The sequence below is a fragment of the Rufibacter immobilis genome (assembly GCF_003721565.1).
Taxonomy (GTDB): domain Bacteria; phylum Bacteroidota; class Bacteroidia; order Cytophagales; family Hymenobacteraceae; genus Nibribacter; species Nibribacter immobilis.
This window is the reverse complement of record NZ_RJJE01000009.1, coordinates 1-17,868: the sequence shown is the minus strand read 5'-3', so window position 1 is coordinate 17,868 and position 17,868 is coordinate 1. Positions and strand designations below refer to the sequence as shown.

14 protein-coding genes and 1 tRNA gene are annotated in these 17,868 nt (G+C 50.1%); 10 read left to right on the top strand and 5 right to left on the bottom strand.

Annotated elements, in window-relative coordinates:
- The first annotated feature begins 215 nt into the window (after positions 1–215).
- The 4 genes from EFA69_RS07370 to lpxB all read left to right on the top strand — a co-directional run bounded on the left by EFA69_RS07370 (position 216) and on the right by lpxB (position 3,880).
- Positions 216–1,151, top strand: coding sequence for an ABC transporter substrate-binding protein (locus tag EFA69_RS07370; RefSeq protein ID WP_123132465.1), 936 nt, complete (start codon positions 216–218; stop codon positions 1,149–1,151).
- The gene (locus EFA69_RS07365; RefSeq protein ID WP_123132464.1) at positions 1,148–2,155 is read left to right on the top strand and encodes a FecCD family ABC transporter permease; all 1,008 of its coding nucleotides are present in this window, start codon (positions 1,148–1,150) and stop codon (positions 2,153–2,155) included. Before EFA69_RS07370 ends, EFA69_RS07365 begins: the two co-directional genes overlap by 4 nt.
- Complete coding sequence (locus EFA69_RS07360) at positions 2,155–2,571, top strand: 6-pyruvoyl trahydropterin synthase family protein (protein WP_123132463.1); 417 nt, start codon at positions 2,155–2,157, stop codon at positions 2,569–2,571. The genes EFA69_RS07365 and EFA69_RS07360 overlap by 1 nt, the downstream gene beginning before the upstream one ends.
- A gap of 154 nt (positions 2,572–2,725) precedes the next feature.
- A complete protein-coding gene (gene lpxB / locus EFA69_RS07355; protein WP_123132462.1) occupies positions 2,726–3,880 on the top strand; it encodes a lipid-A-disaccharide synthase in 1,155 nt (384 codons plus the stop codon).
- A 109-nt stretch (positions 3,881–3,989) separates the two neighbouring features.
- On the opposite strand, the gene clpX is transcribed toward lpxB, so the two are convergent.
- Positions 3,990–5,219: an ATP-dependent Clp protease ATP-binding subunit ClpX gene (gene clpX / locus EFA69_RS07350; RefSeq protein WP_123132461.1), complete on the bottom strand. Its 1,230-nt coding sequence runs from the start codon at positions 5,217–5,219 to the stop codon at positions 3,990–3,992.
- A 414-nt stretch (positions 5,220–5,633) separates the two neighbouring features.
- On the opposite strand from clpX, the gene EFA69_RS07345 reads away from it, so the two are divergent.
- Together EFA69_RS07345 and EFA69_RS07340 are read left to right on the top strand one after the other, a co-directional pair.
- Entirely contained in the window at positions 5,634–7,451 is a 1,818-nt protein-coding gene (locus tag EFA69_RS07345) for a glycoside hydrolase family 9 protein (RefSeq protein WP_123133410.1), read from the top strand.
- Positions 7,452–7,551: 100 nt separating this feature from the next.
- Positions 7,552–8,787, top strand: a complete 1,236-nt coding sequence (locus tag EFA69_RS07340) for a DUF5009 domain-containing protein (RefSeq protein WP_123132460.1) — start codon at positions 7,552–7,554, stop codon at positions 8,785–8,787.
- A 106-nt stretch (positions 8,788–8,893) separates the two neighbouring features.
- Here EFA69_RS07340 and EFA69_RS07335 read toward each other — a convergent pair whose 3' ends face one another.
- The 3 genes from EFA69_RS07335 to EFA69_RS07325 all read right to left on the bottom strand — a co-directional run bounded on the left by EFA69_RS07335 (position 8,894) and on the right by EFA69_RS07325 (position 11,435).
- Positions 8,894–9,592 carry a ClpP family protease gene (locus tag EFA69_RS07335; RefSeq protein ID WP_123132459.1) on the bottom strand — a complete coding sequence of 233 codons (699 nt, stop codon included), beginning with the start codon at positions 9,590–9,592 and terminating at the stop codon, positions 8,894–8,896.
- Between the two features lie 354 nt (positions 9,593–9,946).
- Complete coding sequence (tig, locus tag EFA69_RS07330; protein WP_123132458.1) at positions 9,947–11,275, bottom strand: trigger factor; 1,329 nt, start codon at positions 11,273–11,275, stop codon at positions 9,947–9,949.
- Between the two features lie 78 nt (positions 11,276–11,353).
- Positions 11,354–11,435: transfer RNA gene (locus EFA69_RS07325), tRNA-Leu, on the bottom strand.
- A gap of 151 nt (positions 11,436–11,586) precedes the next feature.
- On the opposite strand from EFA69_RS07325, the gene EFA69_RS07320 reads away from it, so the two are divergent.
- On the top strand, positions 11,587–13,791 hold the full coding sequence (locus EFA69_RS07320) for a RelA/SpoT family protein (protein ID WP_123132457.1): 2,205 nt from the start codon (positions 11,587–11,589) through the stop codon (positions 13,789–13,791).
- 141 nt (positions 13,792–13,932) lie between these two features.
- On the opposite strand, the gene EFA69_RS07315 is transcribed toward EFA69_RS07320, so the two are convergent.
- A complete protein-coding gene (locus EFA69_RS07315; protein ID WP_148041293.1) occupies positions 13,933–14,727 on the bottom strand; it encodes a RodZ family helix-turn-helix domain-containing protein in 795 nt (264 codons plus the stop codon).
- A gap of 575 nt (positions 14,728–15,302) precedes the next feature.
- On the opposite strand from EFA69_RS07315, the gene EFA69_RS07310 reads away from it, so the two are divergent.
- The 3 genes from EFA69_RS07310 to EFA69_RS07300 are packed head-to-tail and all read left to right on the top strand — an operon-like array spanning position 15,303 to position 17,385.
- Positions 15,303–15,779: a Fur family transcriptional regulator gene (locus EFA69_RS07310; protein WP_123132455.1), complete on the top strand. Its 477-nt coding sequence runs from the start codon at positions 15,303–15,305 to the stop codon at positions 15,777–15,779.
- Positions 15,769–16,116, top strand: a complete 348-nt coding sequence (locus EFA69_RS07305) for an STAS domain-containing protein (protein ID WP_123132454.1) — start codon at positions 15,769–15,771, stop codon at positions 16,114–16,116. The genes EFA69_RS07310 and EFA69_RS07305 overlap by 11 nt, the downstream gene beginning before the upstream one ends.
- Positions 16,117–17,385 carry an adenylosuccinate synthase gene (locus EFA69_RS07300; RefSeq protein ID WP_123132453.1) on the top strand — a complete coding sequence of 423 codons (1,269 nt, stop codon included), beginning with the start codon at positions 16,117–16,119 and terminating at the stop codon, positions 17,383–17,385. It begins immediately after the preceding gene.
- Positions 17,386–17,868: the final 483 nt, after the last annotated feature.

Sequence of the window (17,868 nt, the reverse complement as noted above, 5' to 3'; positions counted from 1 at the left end):
TACGAAAGTTTTGCAGAGACGGCTTCGCCGATGACCGTCCCGCCGCCCTGAGCCGGTTTTCTGGTTTGGCGCTGATTTCAGAAAAAGAGCCGCTAAACCCAAAGCGGGGCAGAGTAGGTTTCTGTTTAGCGGCTCTTTTTCCTAAAACTGGCCTAAACCAGCGCAGGAGGGGAGGGCGTTCGCTTCGGGCAAATCCCGTATCTTTGGCGTACGCTATGAATAAAGCCTTTGCTGTGAAATTTTACGGTCTTCTTTCCCTGTGGCGCCTGCTGCTCGTTTTGTGTGTGCCCTTGTTGCTCTTCGGCTGCGAGGCCAAAAAAACGGCTGTCCCGGCGACTGATGCCGCTGTCCATACCGTTACCGATGATCTGGGCCGAAAGGTGACCCTGCCCGTGCAGCCCACGCGCATTATGGGACTGGACGCCTCCATGACCGAAATGCTCTACGCCGTGGCAGACACCGGCACCATTGTGGGACGTACCCAGCACTGTGATTACCCTAATGCCGTGCTCTCCAAACCGGTGGTGAACAACTACCCCATGGACTATGAGCGCCTGCTGTTTCTTAAGCCTCAGGTAGTGTTTGCCACCGAAGGCATCATCTCCGCTGAGGTGGCCGCCCAGGTGCAGAAAATGGGTATCCCCGTCTATTTCCAGGCCTATGACAGCGTTTCTGATGTGCTTCGTGGTCTCCGTGACCTGGGCAAACTGCTCAAGCGCGAAGAGCAGGCCCGCAACCTGGTAGATTCCTTAACCCAAAAGCTCCAGGCACTTTCTTCTGACACCGCCCAGCAGCGGGAGCGCCCTAAAGTGTTGGCCATTATTTGGAAAGACCCTATCTACGTGTTTGGCCGCAACACCATCTTCACAGATAAGCTGCGCTACATTGGCGCAGACAATGCCGTGCCCGAAGTGTTTGCCCAGCAGTCTCCCGCCCTCACCCGTGAATACATTCTAAAGATAAACCCAGATGTGCTGGTAGGCGGTACCTTTGAGGAGTTTGAGAAAACGTTCTTCACCCTTTACCCTGAGCTTAGGCGCATCAAAGCCTACCAACAGAAACGAATCTATTCGGTCACCGATAACCTGATGTCCCGTACCAGCCCGCGGGTGGTGGAAAGCGTAGCCGAACTTAAAGCCCTGCTCAGGTGAGAAAGAGCTGGTTAGTTTTACTGTTGCTGCTGGTGCTCCTGGCTCTGTTCTTTCTGCTGGGGCTGCGCGTGGGGAGCCTGAATACGTCCTATGAGACTGTAGGGGAGGCGCTTTTCGCCTATGATCCTGCCAATCCCGCGCATTATAGCATTCTGCACCTGCGGCTGCCCCGGCTGTTGCTCGCGTTTTTGACCGGTGCCTCGCTGGCGTTCTCCGGGTACCTCATGCAGGCGCTGGTGAACAACGCTCTGGCAGATCCTTATCTGTTAGGTACTGCCTCAGGAGCCTCTCTGGGGGCTTCCACCAGTTTTTTCCTTTTCGCGGACCTTACGTTCATGGGCTTGTACCTGCCTCCGTTCTTCGCGCTGGTGGGTTCTTTTGTGGTCACGCTGGTAGTGGTGCTGTTGGGCTCTCGCCGCGGGCAGTTGATTCCCAGCCAGATGCTGTTAGCCGGTGTGGCGCTTAGTTCTTTGCTCACGGCGCTGGTAAGCCTCATCATGTTTCTGTCAGAGTCAGACAGCCAACTGAAGTCAGTGGTGTTCTGGAGCATGGGTGGCTTTGAGAAGGCAGATTGGGCAACGCTGGGTTATCCGGCCACGGCTTTGGGGGTGGGGCTCTTCCTCTTTTTCTTTCTGCAACGGCATTTGAGCGTGTTGCTGCTGGGTCCTGAACGGGCCGGTACTTTAGGAGTGAATGTAGGAAAGTTGCGTTGGGGCATGCTGGTGGCGGTGTCTTTGGTCACGGGTTTTGCGGTGGCGTTCTCAGGCCCGGTGGGGTTTGTGGGGTTAATGGTGCCGCACATCACGCGAGCGCTTTTAGGCGCCACCAACCGGTTTAACCTGTTGGCCTGCGCCCTCACCGGCGGGCTGTTCCTGGTGGTTTGCGATTTGATTTCCAGACTCATTTATCCGCCCGCCGGTCTGCCAATAGGTGTAGTAACATCGTTCTTTGGTGTGCCTTTCTTCGTATATTTGCTGCGAAGAAAGAATTACCGATTCAGTTAATGGTATACGTAAGCAGATTAGAGCATTTCAATGCGGCCCACAAGCTGCATAACCCCAATTGGTCGCTGTCGAAGAACAAGGAAGTCTTCGGGCCATGCGCCAACACCAATTGGCATGGGCACAACTATGAACTGATAGTAACGGTGAAGGGAAAGCCAGATCCTGAAACAGGATTCGTGATTGATTTAAAGAAGCTGAGCACGCTCATTCGGGAGCACATCATCAATAAGGTAGACCACAAGAACCTCAACCTGGATGTTCCCTTTATGGAAGGGAAACTGGCCAGCACAGAAAACCTGGTCATGGAGTTTTGGAACATCCTGGCCCCCCAGATTCCTCGTATATCCAGTGCGCAACTACACAGCCTGAAGCTGTACGAGACTCCCCGTAACTTTGTGGAATATTTTGGCGAATAGCACACCTCAACCCTTAAAAGGATAGGATCACAGGAAATAATTTAGTTAAGTAAGGCAATATCAGTGAATTATATTCGTTCTGGCACAAACATTGTTGGAGTGAATACTGATTGGCTTTCATTGTCAGAGCCCTGTACCTATTCAGATCCATTCAATGAAGTATTACATTATTGCCGGAGAACGATCCGGAGATCTGCACGCCTCTAACCTGATCAAGCAACTGCATGTGCAGGACCCTGAGGCCCAAATCCGCTGCTGGGGTGGCGACATGATGGAAGCGGCGGGAGCAGAGCTGGTGAAGCACTATCAGGAAATGGCCTTTATGGGGTTTCTGGAGGCGGCCAAGAATCTCTTCAAAATAAAACGCTTTCTGAACGAGTGCCAGACAGACCTTATGGCTTTCAAACCAGATGTGGTCATTCTGGTAGACTATGCCGGTTTTAACCTGCGTATTGCCAAGTTTGCCAAAGCCAACGGTTTAAAAGTCTTCTATTACATTTCGCCAAAGATCTGGGCCTGGAACCAGGGCCGGGTGCACACTATCAAACAGTTGGTAGACAAGATGTTCGTCATCATGCCGTTTGAGAAAGACTTTTACCAGAAATTTGATTACAAGACCGACTACGTGGGCAACCCGGTGTCAGATGCGGTGGCGGCGCACGTTTCCAACCCAAATTTCAGGGAAGACAATGAACTGGATGACCGGCCCATTATTGCCGTATTACCGGGCAGCCGCCAGCAGGAAATAGAGAACATTCTCTACATCATGCTCAGTATTTTGCCGCCTTTCCAGGATTACCAGTTTGTGGTGGCCGCGGTGAGCAATTTCTCCAGAGAGTACTATGAGCATTTCAACCGCAAGCCGTTCATCAAGATTGTCTACGACCAAACGTATGATATTCTGGCCAACGCCGATGCCGCTTTGGTGACTTCTGGTACCGCTACCTTGGAGACAGCCATGTTCAATGTACCGCAGGTGGTTTGCTACAGAACCAGCGCCGTTTCTTACTGGATTGGCCGCGCCGTGATCAAAGTGCCGTTTATTTCCCTGGTAAACCTGATTGCCGGCAAAAAAGTAGTACCGGAATTGATCCAAGGCGATATGAACGCGCAGAATCTGGTGAAAGAGCTGAAGAACATTTTACAGAACCCAGCAGGGCGCACCGCCCAACTGGATGGGTACAAACGGGTACGCGAACTGATTGGGGATTTCAACACGTCTGAGACCGCCGCCAAACTGATGGTGCAGTACCTGCGGGAAGAAAAAGCCGCACCTGCCACCAGCCAATCATTACAGAAAGCAGTTTAGCACTTATTTTGAAAAAATAGCCGCTAAACGGAAAGTTCCTAAAAGCAGAAGGCCTCCCTTACTAAGTGTAAGGGAGGCCTTCTGCTTTTAGTTTATCCTGGAAAATTAGCTAAGCTACTTTCAATTTCTTGATGGAAGACTTCTCAAATTTCTCCCGGGCGTAATCCAGAGTAATCACCAGATCAGTAGAACCTTCCTGCTCATCTGATGGTAAGTCAAACATGGCGTCTGTCATGATGCCTTCGCAGATAGAACGGAGGCCTCGGGCGCCCAGTTTGTATTCGGCGGCTTTCTCCACGATGTACTCCAGGGTGTCGTCGGCAAATTCCAGGTTGATGTTTTCCATCTCAAACAGGCGCTTGTACTGTTTTACCAAAGAGTTTTTCGGCTCCGTGAGAATCAGGCGGAGAGTTTCATTGTCCAGTGGGTTCAGGTGCGTCACCACGGGCAGACGGCCAATCAACTCAGGGATCAGGCCAAAGGATTTTAGATCTTGCGACGTGATGTAGCGCAGGAAATTATCTGTATCTAATTTTTCTTCCAGGTTGGTAGAGGAGAAGCCAATGGGCTTGGTGTTCAGGCGGCTCTTAATCAGGCGGTCAATGCCCACAAAGGCGCCTCCGCAGATGAAAAGAATGTTCTCGGTGTTCACCGAAATCATTTTCTGCTCCGGGTGCTTGCGTCCGCCTTGCGGGGGCACGTTCACTGACGTTCCTTCCAAAAGTTTCAGCAACGCCTGCTGCACGCCTTCGCCGCTCACGTCACGGGTGATGGAAGGGTTGTCGCTTTTGCGGGCTATTTTGTCAATCTCGTCAATATACACGATGCCGCGCTCAGCCGCTTCCACGTTGTAGTCGGCGGCTTGCAGCAGGCGGGTCAAAATACTTTCCACGTCTTCGCCCACGTAACCAGCTTCCGTCAAAACAGTAGCATCGGCTATACAGAAAGGCACTTGCAAGACACCGGCCAGCATACGGGCCAAAAAGGTTTTTCCGGTACCGGTTTCGCCCACCATGATGATGTTGGATTTCTCAATCACCACGTCATCGGTTTTAGGCTTTTGCATGAGACGCTTGTAATGGTTGTACACCGCCACAGACATCACCTTCTTCGCTTCGTCCTGACCCACCACAAACTGATCTAGGTAGGTTTTCATCTCCCGCGGTTTGATCAGATTGAATTTAGGTGCACGGTTGGTGGCACGTAACCTATTCTCCTCATTTAAAATCTGTTGCGCCTGCCCAATGCAGCGCTCACAAATGTGCGCATTGATGCCTGAGATCATCACAGACACCTCTTTTTTGTTTTTTCCGCAAAAGGAGCACGTAATTTCTGCCATAAACCGAGAGTGGGAATATACTTGTTGGCCTCTAAGTTGAAGCCGCTACGGCAAAGTTACAAAATTGGTTAGCCACTACGCCAAAATATTTTTTCGCCAACCATGGCAGAGACTCTAGGAACTGTCTGTTTACGAGTGGATTATAAAATATAGAGGATATTGTATCTGCTTGAGATAGAACACGCTGCAAATGCATCTGCCAGGAGATGTCCTTAAACTTCTGCCGGAAAAAAAATTAGAGAGAAGCCCAGTAAAGGCGGCATAGCTTCCCTAAGGTGGCAACCTGGAACCATCTTGTGGTGAAGAAGATGCCAGGAGGAGCAGTCCAGGAGAAAAGGGGTTAAATTGTTGTACAGGTAGATAGGGGAAGGTATGTTTGGGGTAACAGATTCTTACCCCAAATCTTTCCGCGCTATGAAAAAATGCCAGCCTTATTTGTTCCTCTCCTTATTATGGCTGTTTGCCTTCCAATTACAGGCCCAACCCGCTACCCCGGCCTGGATCAGAATCAACCAGATGGGGTACGCGCCCGCCGGCGTGAAAGTGGCCGTGTGGGCTACCAAAAACGCAGATTTGAAGATCAACCGCTTTGAATTGGTAGAGGCCAAAAGCGGGAAAGCAGTTTTGAAAAAGAAAGCTGGCAAAAGCTTTGGCGCCTACGGGCCGTTCACGCAAACCTACCGGCTAGATTTTTCAGATTTCTCCACTCCGGGTAACTATTATCTACGGGTAGGGCAGGTGCGCTCCCCTGAATTCAGGATCTCAACGGAAGCCTATAAAGGAGCCGCTGATTTTGCGTTACGCTACCTGCGGCAACAGCGGAGCAACTTCAACCCGTACCTCAAAGACTCCTGCCACACCCATGACGGATATACGGTGTACGGACCCATGCCCCAGCACACGCGGCTAGATGTATCGGGTGGTTGGCATGACGCCAGCGATTACCTGCAATATTCCACCACCTCGGCAAATGCTACCTATCATCTATTGGCCGCTTACCGGGATTTCTCTAAGGTATTCACTGATCAACATGCGGCCAACGGCCTGGCAGGGCAGAACGGCGTGGCCGATGTGCTGGACGAAGCCAAATGGGGGTTGGATTGGCTCCTGAAGATGCACCCGCGCGCCGACTGGATGTTCAACCAAATAGCCGATGACCGCGACCATGCCGGTTACCGCTTGCCCACCAAAGATTCCGTGGATTACGGTTTCGGGAAAGGCACGGGCCGGCCCGTCTATTTCTTAACAGGAGAACCCCAGGGGTTAGGCAAATACAAAAACAAAGCCACTGGTACCGCTTCAACGGCCGGAAAGTTTGCGAGCGCGTTTGCCCTGGCTGCCCAGATATACCAACCCGTAGATGCCGCCTTGGCTCAAACGTTCCGTACCCGTTCCCTCTCGGCGTATGCCTATGGGTTGGCCAAACCGGGAGTGGGGCAGACGGCATCAGTGAAAGCACCTTACATCTACGCCGAAGGCAACTGGGTGGATGACATGCAATTAGGCGCCGCGGCTTTGTACCAACTCACCAATGACCCGAAATACTTTGAACAGGCTTTTCAGTACGGGCAGCAGGAGAAAGTGACGCCTTGGCTGGGCGCCGATACCGCCAATCATTATGAGTGGTATCCTTTCCACAATTTCGGGCATTATGAGCTGGCCCAGAAAGCCGATGCCCCTTCAAAAGCCGCTCTCATCAGTTATTACAAAGAAGGCATAGACCGGGTTTGGCAGAAATCCAAAGGAAACGCATTTTACCACGGCATTCCGTTTATCTGGTGCTCCAATAACCTGACCACCTCCTTCGCCATCCAGTGCTACCTGTACCGCCAGCTCAGCGGCGACCAGTCCTACGCCCCGCTGGAGCAGGCGTGTTTTGACTGGCTGTTCGGGCTTAATCCCTGGGGCACCAGCATGGTGTATGGGTTGCCCGCCCACGGTGACACCCCGGTAGATCCGCATTCCTCCCTCACGGTGCTGCACAATTACCCGCTAGACGGCGGGTTAGTGGACGGACCCGTGTACGGAAGCATCTTCGGGAGCTTGATTGGGTTGAGCTTGCGGGAAACCGATGAATACGCCGAGTTCCAGTCGCGCCTGGCCGTGTACCATGACGATGCCTCTGACTACAGCACCAATGAGCCCACCATGGATGGTACCGCTTCTTTGGTCTATCTCCTGGCCGCGAAAGAGCATGAATCGGCGCAGCCGGTAAAGGCAAAGAAAAAATAGGAGCGAGGAAGGCCTACCTCAGAAGAAACGGGTTTCTGTTTAGGGGCTCTTTTTCTGAAAATAAGGCTAAAACAGGTATCTTCAGGGAAAAAGAAAAAACATGGCAGGAACCACGTTGGCGGTGAACCCAGCCGTAGGGGAACAGGCAGAGGCATCTGCATTAGGACCTGCGCGGCAAATCTCCATTGATGCCTTCAGGGCGGTGATCATGGTGCTCATGATTTTCTGCAATGACCTGGGCACGCTGATTGATATTCCGGAGTGGCTCCTGCACACCCAGGCGCAGGAAGACGGCATGGGCTTTTCCGATGTCATTTTCCCAGCCTTTCTTTTTATTGTGGGGCTTTCCATCCCGTTGGCCATCCAGGGTAGACGGCGCAAAGGCGATTCTTCGGCAACCATTGCCGGGCATATTGCGCTGCGGTCGTTGGCTTTGCTGGTGATGGGGCTTTTCCACGTGAACCTGGGCAATTACAGCTCGGAGGCGCTGCTGCCCCGGCCGGTCTGGACCATTCTCATTACGGTAGCTTTTTTTCTGATCTGGCTGGACTATCCCAAAGATCCTTCCCGGAAATACCCGGCGGTGCTCAAAACCATGGGGGGGCTCTTGTTACTGCTGATGGCCGCTCTGTACAAAGGCACCTCCGCTGACGGCACCGTCTGGATGCGCCCGCAGTGGTGGGGCATTCTGGGTATGATTGGCTGGGCTTACCTGCTCTCCAGTTTGGTGTGCCTGTTCTCGGATGGAAAGATAGGAGCCTTGGTGGGCGGAATGCTGTTTTTTTTGGCGCTTAACTGCGCCGCGCACCTGGGTTGGTTAGAGCCACTGGAAGAGGTCAAAGAGTACATCTGGATTGTGGGCGATGGGTGCATGCCCACGCTTACCATGGCCGGTGCCGTAACCACCTGGTTTTACCAGCGGAGGTCCCTCCACCAAAGTACCTTCTGGGTTTATGCGCTGGTAGCAGCGGCGGTGCTGCTGGCCTTCGGGTTTATGACGCGCCCCATCTGGGAAATCTCGAAAATCAGGGCTACTCCTTCCTGGACGGCCATCTGCGCCGCGATAAGCTTACTTTGGTTTGCCGCGATGGTATACCTGACTGATGTGAAAGGCATCAAGAAATGGTATACGATCATTAAACCCGCCGGCACCAGTACCCTCACCTGCTATTTGATTCCGTACCTGCACCTGGGCCTGGTGTCTTACCTGGCGTTTCAACTGCCAGAGGTCCTGAGAACCGGAGTGGTGGGACTGATGAAGTCATTAGGCTTTGCGCTGCTGGTGGTGTTTATTGTGTGGTTACTGGGCAAACGCGGCATCAGGCTGAAGCTGTAGTTTCCTGTTTAGGGGCCGTTTTTCTGAAAAGAGGCCCAAAACAGCATTCCCTATCAACAAGAAAGCCCGCTCATGAGCGGGCTTTCTTGTTGATAGGGAATGCAAATTATGCTTTATGACGCGTCAGAACTTCGTCAATCAGACCATATTCTTTGGCTTCCTGCGCGATCATCCAGTAGTCACGGTCAGAGTCTTTGTCAACCTGCTCCACTGATTTGCCGCTGTGGCTGGAGATGATCTCATACAGCTCTTTCTTCAGCTTCAGGATTTCACGCGCGGTGATCTCAATGTCTGAGGCCTGTCCCTGGGTACCACCCATAGGCTGGTGAATCATAACCCGAGCGTGTGGCAGGGCAGAGCGCTTGTCTTTGGCACCACCGCACAACAATACCGCTCCCATAGAAGCCGCCAAACCAGTACAGATGGTAGCTACGTCGGGCTGCACGTACTGCATGGTGTCATAGATACCCAAACCGGCATATACCGAGCCTCCCGGGCTGTTGATGTACAGCAGGATGTCTTTCTTAGCGTCTACGCTTTCCAGGAACAGCAACTGCGCCGTGATGATGTTAGCGATATAATCATCTACCTGGGTGCCCAGGAAAATGATGCGGTCTACCATTAACCGGGAAAAAACGTCAATCTCGCGGAAGTTGGTAGGTCTTTCCTCAATCACGGAACGCGTCATGCTGGTAGGGTTCATGCGCGTGGTGCTCTCCAGATGGGTGAGGTATTGATCAACGCCCAGGCCACTCATGCCTAGGCCCTGTACGGCAAATTTTCTGAATTCGTCTTTAGTGTACATAAGGGTTCTGTTTAGATGCCTTAACTTAAAAAGAAACGCGTTGGTTACAAGAATAACCAGAAGGGCAAACGGTGTTCACCTGTTTCTGGGGTGTTTTTCTAAAATCAGGCCAAAAACGCAAAATAGAAATTTACTGCCATTATGGCCGAGAAAGGTAGCAAGTATCGTGTATCAGGTCTCAAGATAGGAGATATTTTGTATCGCCCGCTAGGTTTTCGGGAAAACTGCGGGAAGCAAACTTTTGAAAGTCTTGCTACCTGCTACCCACTACGTGATACCCGCCAGAAATGGTTATAAATGAAAAAGCCCTTAGCATCTGCTAAGGGCTTTTTCATTTATAACCATTTCTGGCGATTAAGCACCTACTTTGTTACGGAATTCTTCAGCGGAGATGGTGTTTTCTGTGATGGTGATTTTCTCTTTCACAAACTCAAGCACTTTCTCGGCTACCAAGGCCTCGTACTCATTCACGAAGTTGCGGCCGTTGTTTTGCTTCAAGTGGTTGTCCAGGAAGTTATTGAAGGTCTCTTCCATTTCTTCCGGCACTTCTGGCATGTTGAACTGGGCCATCATTTTCTGGCGGGCGCTGTTCACTACATCTTGGTTGCTCACTTTGATGTCGTTCTCTTCTACCACCTTGTTGCGGATCATAGACCACTTCAGTTCTTTCACATATTGATCATAGAACTCATCAATTTGCTCCGGGGTGATTTTTCCTTCGTTGGTCACGGTTAACCAACGCTTGAAGAACTCATTAGGGATCTCAATGGAAGATTTCTCCACCAATTGGTCAATCACGTCGCGGTCCAGTACGTTTACGGACTCACGGTCATAGTTCTCTTTGATCACCTCGCGTACTTTGGCGTCAAACTCTTCCTGGGTAGTCACGTTGCCTTGTCCAAAGATTTTGTCAAAGAACTCCTGGTTCATCTCGGCGTTCTCAGTGCGGTTAATTTTCTCTACCGTGAACGTGAATTGGCCATTCAGGTCTTTGGTTACTTCTTTGCTCAGGCCGGTTACGTGCGCCAAAGCGGCATCGTCGCCAAATGCTTCGCGGATGTCAAAGGTGATGGTGTCACCTGGTTTCACGCCCACAAACTTGTCTGCGCCGGCTACCACTTTGTTCAACGGAAGCAGGGTTTTGGTTTCAAACTCGCCTTCCACTTGTTTCAGGTCGCCGTACAGGTAGTCGTTGGCCTCAGAAACCTCTGGGTTGGTGGTAGTGCCAAACTGTTTCTGCATCTGCTCATAGGCGTCATCAACGGTGGTTTGGTCTACTTCAATGTCATACTTCTGCACAGACACCTCGTTCAAAGGCAGCTCAAACTCTGGCAGTAAGCCCAGTGAGTAGCTGAACTCAAACTCTTTCTGGGTATCCCAGTCAATGGAATTCTCATCCTGGCGGTCTGGAAGCGGCTCGCCCAGAATGCGCAGTTTGTTGTCTTTGATGTAGTTGTTCACAGATTCCTGCAGAATCTGGTTGATAGATTCTACCAGAATGCCTTTACCGTACATTTTACGGATCAAACCAGCCGGAACCTTACCAGGGCGGAAACCTTTGATATTGGCTTTCTTGCTGTATTCTTTGATTTGCTCGTCTACACGGGCAGCGTAGTCGGCCTCTTGCAGGCTAACTTTTAGGCTGGCATTTTGGCCATCGGTTTGATTCAGGGTGATATTCAAAGCTATCAGGTTTTAATTGTGCTACGGTTTAATTGAAAAAACCCCCAACCCCGGTTGGGATTGAGGGTTTGACTTTTGTGCGGATGGAGGGACTCGAACCCCCATGCCTCGCAGCGCTAGATCCTAAGTCTAGTGCGTCTACCAATTTCGCCACATCCGCATCAATGTGTTTTTGTATTTGGTGATGCAAATGTAGCAAACACTTTTTTGTTTATGCAACTCTCTTTCGTTTTTTTTGTTGAAATTTATAAAAAATCTTCCGAAAACGGCTCGGAGCTTGCCCTATCCCGTTTTTTGATGTACTTACCTGCATGATTGACCACGAAGCTGAACGGAAAGAGATACTGCGCCACTACAGAAAACTGCTGCGCCACGCCAAGCCTTTTCTGAAAGACAATGACGCCAAGATTATAAAGAAGGCTTTCAATACTTCCCTGGAAGCCCACAAAGACATGCGCCGCAAGTCCGGCGAACCTTACATTCTGCACCCGCTGGCAGTGGCCCAGATTGCCGTGGAGGAAATAGGCTTGGGTACTACTTCTATTGTAGCCGCGCTGCTGCATGATGTGGTGGAAGACACAGACCTGGAGATTGCCGATATTGAGCGTGACTTCGGGCCACGGGTGGCCAAGATTATTGAGGGGCTTACCAAAATCTCCGGCGTTTTTGAGTATGGTACAAGCCAACAGGCCGAGAACTTCCGGAAAATGCTGCTCACGCTCTCAGATGACGTGCGCGTAATCCTGATCAAGCTGGCCGACCGGTTGCACAACATGCGGACCCTGGGCAGCATGGCCCGCGACAAACAGCTCAAGATCGCCTCTGAGACTATGTACCTGTACGCGCCACTAGCCCACCGTTTGGGTTTGTACGCCATCAAATCTGAGCTGGAAGACCTGCACCTGAAATACACAGACACCGAGACCTATAAATTCATCTCCAATAAAATAAGGCAGACCAAGAGCGCCCGCAACAAGTTTATCTCTGATTTTATTGGCCCTATTGAGGAAGAGCTGCGCCGGCAGGGCTTCACTGATTTTGAGGTGAAAGGACGGCCTAAGTCCATCTACTCTATCCTCAAGAAGATGAAGAAGCAAAACGTCACGTTTGAGGAGATTTATGACCTGTTCGCCATCAGGGTGATTCTGAACGTACCGTACGAGCAGGAAAAACCGGCCTGCTGGCGGGTCTACTCCATTGTGACGGATTTCTACCAGCCCAACCCAGATAGGCTGCGCGATTGGGTCAGTACCCCCAAGGCCAACGGCTATGAGGCGCTGCATACCACCGTAATGAGTAAGACCGGGCAGTGGGTGGAAGTGCAGATCCGCACCAAGCGCATGGATGACATTGCCGAACGCGGTTACGCCGCCCACTGGAAGTATAAAACCGGGAACACGGCGCCGTCAGAATCTGGATTGGACAACTGGATCAACAAAGTGCGCGACATGCTGGATGTGAACAACACCAACGCCATTGAGTTTCTGGACGAGTTCAGGACCAACCTGTTTGTGGAGGAGGTGTTTGTCTTTACCCCCAAAGGAGAATTGATCATTCTCCCAGACCGTGCCACTGCCCTGGATTTCGCTTTTGAGATCCATACCCAGATTGGATACCAATGCCTGGGAGCCAAGGTGAACCAGAAACTGGTGCCGCTCAGCTTCAGGCTGCACAACGGCGACCAGGTGGAAATTCTCACATCGCAGAAGCAAAAACCAACCGGTGAGTGGCTCAAGTTTGTGACCACCTCCAAGGCCCGTTCTAAAATAAAGGACTTTCTGCGGGAGGAACGCAAAAGCAAGGCCGAGGAAGGTAGGGAGCTGGTGGAAGAGCGCCTGAAGCAATTGTCCATAGAAGCTTCGCCGGCTAACCTCAACCGTTTGGCGGCCTACTTCAACGCTCCTTCTTTGCAGGACTTCTATTATAAGCTGGCGGTGAATCTGCTGGATGTGAAAGAAATCAAGGAGTATATCTTCAATCCGCAGAGCGAAAAATACCGCCCGGCATCGTTGTTGGGGGGCTCTTCCTTTGACAAGGAGCTGGAGAAGATACGCGGTGTGAACTCGCAACTGCTGGTAATAGGCGGAAGCACCGATAAAATTGACTATGAACTGGCCAATTGCTGCAACCCTATCCCCGGCGATGATGTGTTCGGGTTCCAGACCGAGGACCATGGTATTACCATTCACCGCACCACTTGCCCCAAAGCGGTGGAACTGATGTCTAACTACGGGCACCGCATTGTAAAGGCCAAATGGACCGGGCAGCAGGAGCTTTCTTTCCTGGCGGGTATCGCCATTAAGGGGACCGACCGCGTAGGATTGGTGAACGACGTAACCAAGGTGATTTCCACCTCGCTTAAAGTAAACATGCGTTCCATCACCATTGACTCCCATGACGGCGTGTTTGAAGGCCATCTGATGGTTTTCGTGAACGACACTGCCCAGCTGGAAAAACTGATTCAGCGGTTATTGAGAGTGAACGGCGTATTGAGCGTAGACAGGTTTGATTCCTAGTCTTCCCAGAGAACTGTCAACACAGGAGCGCCCGGCCAATGTTGGTCGGGCGCTCCTGTTTTAGTTTGAGATGTTTACAGATATGTTTTCTGTTTAGGGGCTCTTTTTCCAAAAACAGCCCCTAAACGCGAAATGCTTAATCTAGAATCTGGTGCTTAAACCCAAGGACAAATGGGACATGGGCCCAGTTTCCAACTCTATAAAACCACCAAATTGCTCAGTGAAGAAGTAACGCGCACCCACCAGGAACCCTACCTTCACTTCGCCTTCGCTGGCATCGTAATCGCCCAGCATAGTGTCCTCGTCCCACTTAACGCTGGTTCTGGCGTACCCAAGGGTTAAGCCACCGTAGGTGTCAATCTGGTCGTTTTGGAGCAGGTCATAGTGGTAGGTTCCTTTGGCGGCGAAATACATAAAGGAAACTTTCAGGTCATCGTCCCACTTGCGGTGCGCGTAGGATATGAGTCCGCCTACTCCTATGGTTCCGGGGCCAACTTCTGCCGTGAGACCTCTATCATAAGAAATAGTGATTGGTTTTAAGGTGCTTCCTCCGCTTCCATAGCCAAAATCAAGATTGTCTAGCAAACCTATTCCCAGATTCACCACGTTGGTTCCGCCTTCAAAAGCGGCCGAAGTTTTTCTTTTTGTTGCCGTTGGAGCCACGGGGGTTACTGTAGGTGTTTCAAGGGTACTCTCTGTGGCAGATATCACTGGGGAGACAGAGGCGAGTGAAGACTGAGCGCTTGTTTTCTGACTTACTGCCGGTTTTGCTTTGGCAGGCGGAGTTTTGGCAGCAACTGTTGAGGCAGGTTTGGCGGCAGTTACTGCTTTTGCCGCGGGTTTACCGGTCTGTGCAGTGGCGCTTTGTGAGGTTAAGCTAATAAATGCGATAAAAGTAAGCGCACAGATGTCCTTCAAAAGGGGTGACTTTTTCATAATCAATGGTTCGAAATGGATTTGATAAATTAAAAGGAATGGCTCTCTGTAGAGGTACGCCTTTGCTATTAATGAAAGTGCGTTAACTCTCTGGAGAGAATGTTGAATGTCTGAAAGGCCTTTCTGAACGATTCTTTACTGTATTCCTGCTTCCTTAGACAAGCATTTTTAGGTGTACCCCTATTTATGTTATAGAAAATCGTAGATAAATTAAAATATGTTGAATAGAAAATGATAAACTGTTTATGCGCAGAAGCTTAATTGACTATTGCTGTATTATATCAAAAAACATGCAACAAAGTGGCCGGGAGAGTTAGGTCATCTACGTTTAGCGGCTCTTTTTCCTAAAACTGGCTTAAAACAGCCTTATATAAAATCAAGAGGTCTGTTTTGTGTGCAGCTGTGAATGTTGTTGATCAGATTTCCCTTTATTGGTTTGGGTGCTCCTGCGGTTAGATTAAGTAGGGAAATGGAACCTTAGAAGCTCGCATGTTCTTGCGTTGAACTCTTCGGGAGTTGGTAAGAGTTTTAGCATTACAGTTTAAAACTGTTAAGTTTGCAACAGAAGAAGGCGTATGGCACTAGATGAAGTAAAATTTTTGGAGGTGAAGAAGATTTTCACCGCCTACCTGGAAAGCAAAGGTCTCCGGAAGACCCCGGAACGCTATGCTATCTTAGAAGAGATTTATTCCCGCACCGGCCATTTTGATGTAGAGTCTCTTTACATCAGCATGAAGAATAAAAACTATCAGGTAAGCCGGGCCACCGTTTATAATACCTTAGACCTGCTGGTTGAGAATGATTTGGTGAGCAAACACCAGTTTGGCCGCAACCTTGCCCAGTACGAGAAATCATACGGCCGCCGCCAGCATGACCACGTGATCTGCACAGAATGTCATAAGGTGGTGGAGTTCTGCGACCCCCGGGTCCACAACATCCAAACTATGGTAGGAGAGTTGCTTAATTTTAATATTCTGCACCACTCCTTAAATTTGTACGGCATCTGTGGCGATTGCCAAGCTAAGTTAAACGCACCAATCCATGAAAATTGATCATACCATAGAGAATAACATTCTGATCATTAGGTTGGAAGGTGACATGATTGGCGGCCCTGAAACGCAGCGTCTCATGGATCTGGCCAACAGCACTATTGATGAGTCTATGCTACTTTCAGCGGTTGACCTTTCCAATGTGCGGTTCATTAACAGTACCGGCATAGGTATTCTGGTTTCGCTCTTAACCAAATTCAGAAACAGGGGAGGCGAGCTCGTCTTGATCAATCCTTCTGAGCATATCCGTAAATTATTAATCATTACAAAACTGAACGCCATTTTCACCATAGCGGAAGATGATGCCAATGCTGTTCAGCTTCTTAAAGAATCATTGTAAATGCCAGTTGACATTCTAGTAGGCCTCCAGTGGGGCGATGAAGGAAAAGGAAAGATCGTAGACGTTCTTGCTCCTCAGTATGACGTAGTAGCCCGTTTCCAGGGTGGTCCCAATGCCGGGCACACCTTAGAATTTGAAGGAACCAAGCACGTGCTCCATCAGATTCCCTCTGGTATCTTCCATGAACATATCACCAATATTATTGGTAATGGCGTAGTGCTGGACCCAATTGTGTTCTGTACAGAAGTTGAGAAATTGGCCGCCAGGGGAGTAGAGGTAACGCGTAACTTGTTCATCTCCAAAAAGGCTCAGTTAATTCTTCCATCCCACAAAAGCCTGGACAGAATCTCAGAGGAAGCCTTAGGTACTTCAAAGATTGGCTCTACTCAGAAAGGGATAGGCCCCGCTTACCAAGATAAAATTGGCCGCAGCGGTTTACGTGTAGGAGATACTTTGCTGCCTGACTTCAAAGAAAAATATGAGGCTATTGTAGAGAAGCACCAGAAAATTGCCTCGTTTTACCAGAAGTCTCTAGAGATAGAAGCACTGGAAGAAGACTTTTTCAATGCAGTAGAGTTCTTGCGGTCCTTTACCTTGGTAGACTCTGAGTACATGATCAACCAAGCGATCAAAGACGGAAAGAAAATTTTAGCAGAAGGTGCTCAAGGCTCTTTATTAGATATAGACTTTGGAACATACCCATTTGTGACTTCTTCTAATACATTAGTGGCAGGCGCTTGTACCGGTCTTGGTATTGCGCCCCGTCATATTGGAGAAGTATACGGTATCTTCAAAGCTTATTGTACCCGAGTGGGTAGCGGGCCATTCCCAACTGAGCTACATGATGAGGTAGGAGAGAAGATCCGTCAGGCAGGTAGAGAGTTCGGATCCACTACTGGTCGCCCCCGTCGCTGCGGCTGGATAGACTTACCTACCCTTAAATATGCCATCATGCTGAATGGTGTTACCCAGTTGAACATGATGAAAGCAGATGTGTTAGATGGTTTTGACGAGATCCAGATCTGTACGCACTATCAATTACCAGATGGTTCTATAACAGATCAACTGCCTCATGATATGGAAAAAACTGAAATAACTCCTATATATAAGAGCATGAAAGGTTGGGGTGAAGAGTTAAGAAGCTATGAAAGCTATCAGGAATTACCTTCCACGGTTCTTGAATATGTTGCTTACCTAGAACAAGAGCTGGGCGTGGGAGTAAACATCATAAGCGTAGGACCAGATAGAAAGAGTACATTGACTAAATAGATCAATACAGATTAGAAAGAGGCTTATACCAGTAAGCCTCTTTTTTTTTGTCTTTATTCAGATGCTGTGATGACAGTAGGAATCTAAAATAACTAAAATTTTCAGGAGGCTTCGGGAACCACTTCGTCCTCTATATGGTTCTCTTTCAGGCTGCTGCGGACTAGGGCCATCTCTGGTGGCGGGGCCAAGGGGAAATCTCCCACCCGGCCGCTTGTTTTCCGGAGAAAGTTTTCTACCTTTGCGTCCCGCTCGGCAGGAGGGGGATGAACCTAGTGTAGACGGCAGATAAGGAAAAAAGTTTCGCCTGCCCCTTGCGGGAAGGGAAAAGTTTCCTACCTTTGCACTCCCTTCCAGAGAGGGCCTGACGCGCCGACCGGGTGCTAAGGGAAAAGAAAAAAAAAAGTTTTGCCGAGCGCTTGCGGAGAGGGGAAAACTTCCTACCTTTGCAGCCCGCTTCGGGATGAAGGCCTTCGGGCTTGGGAA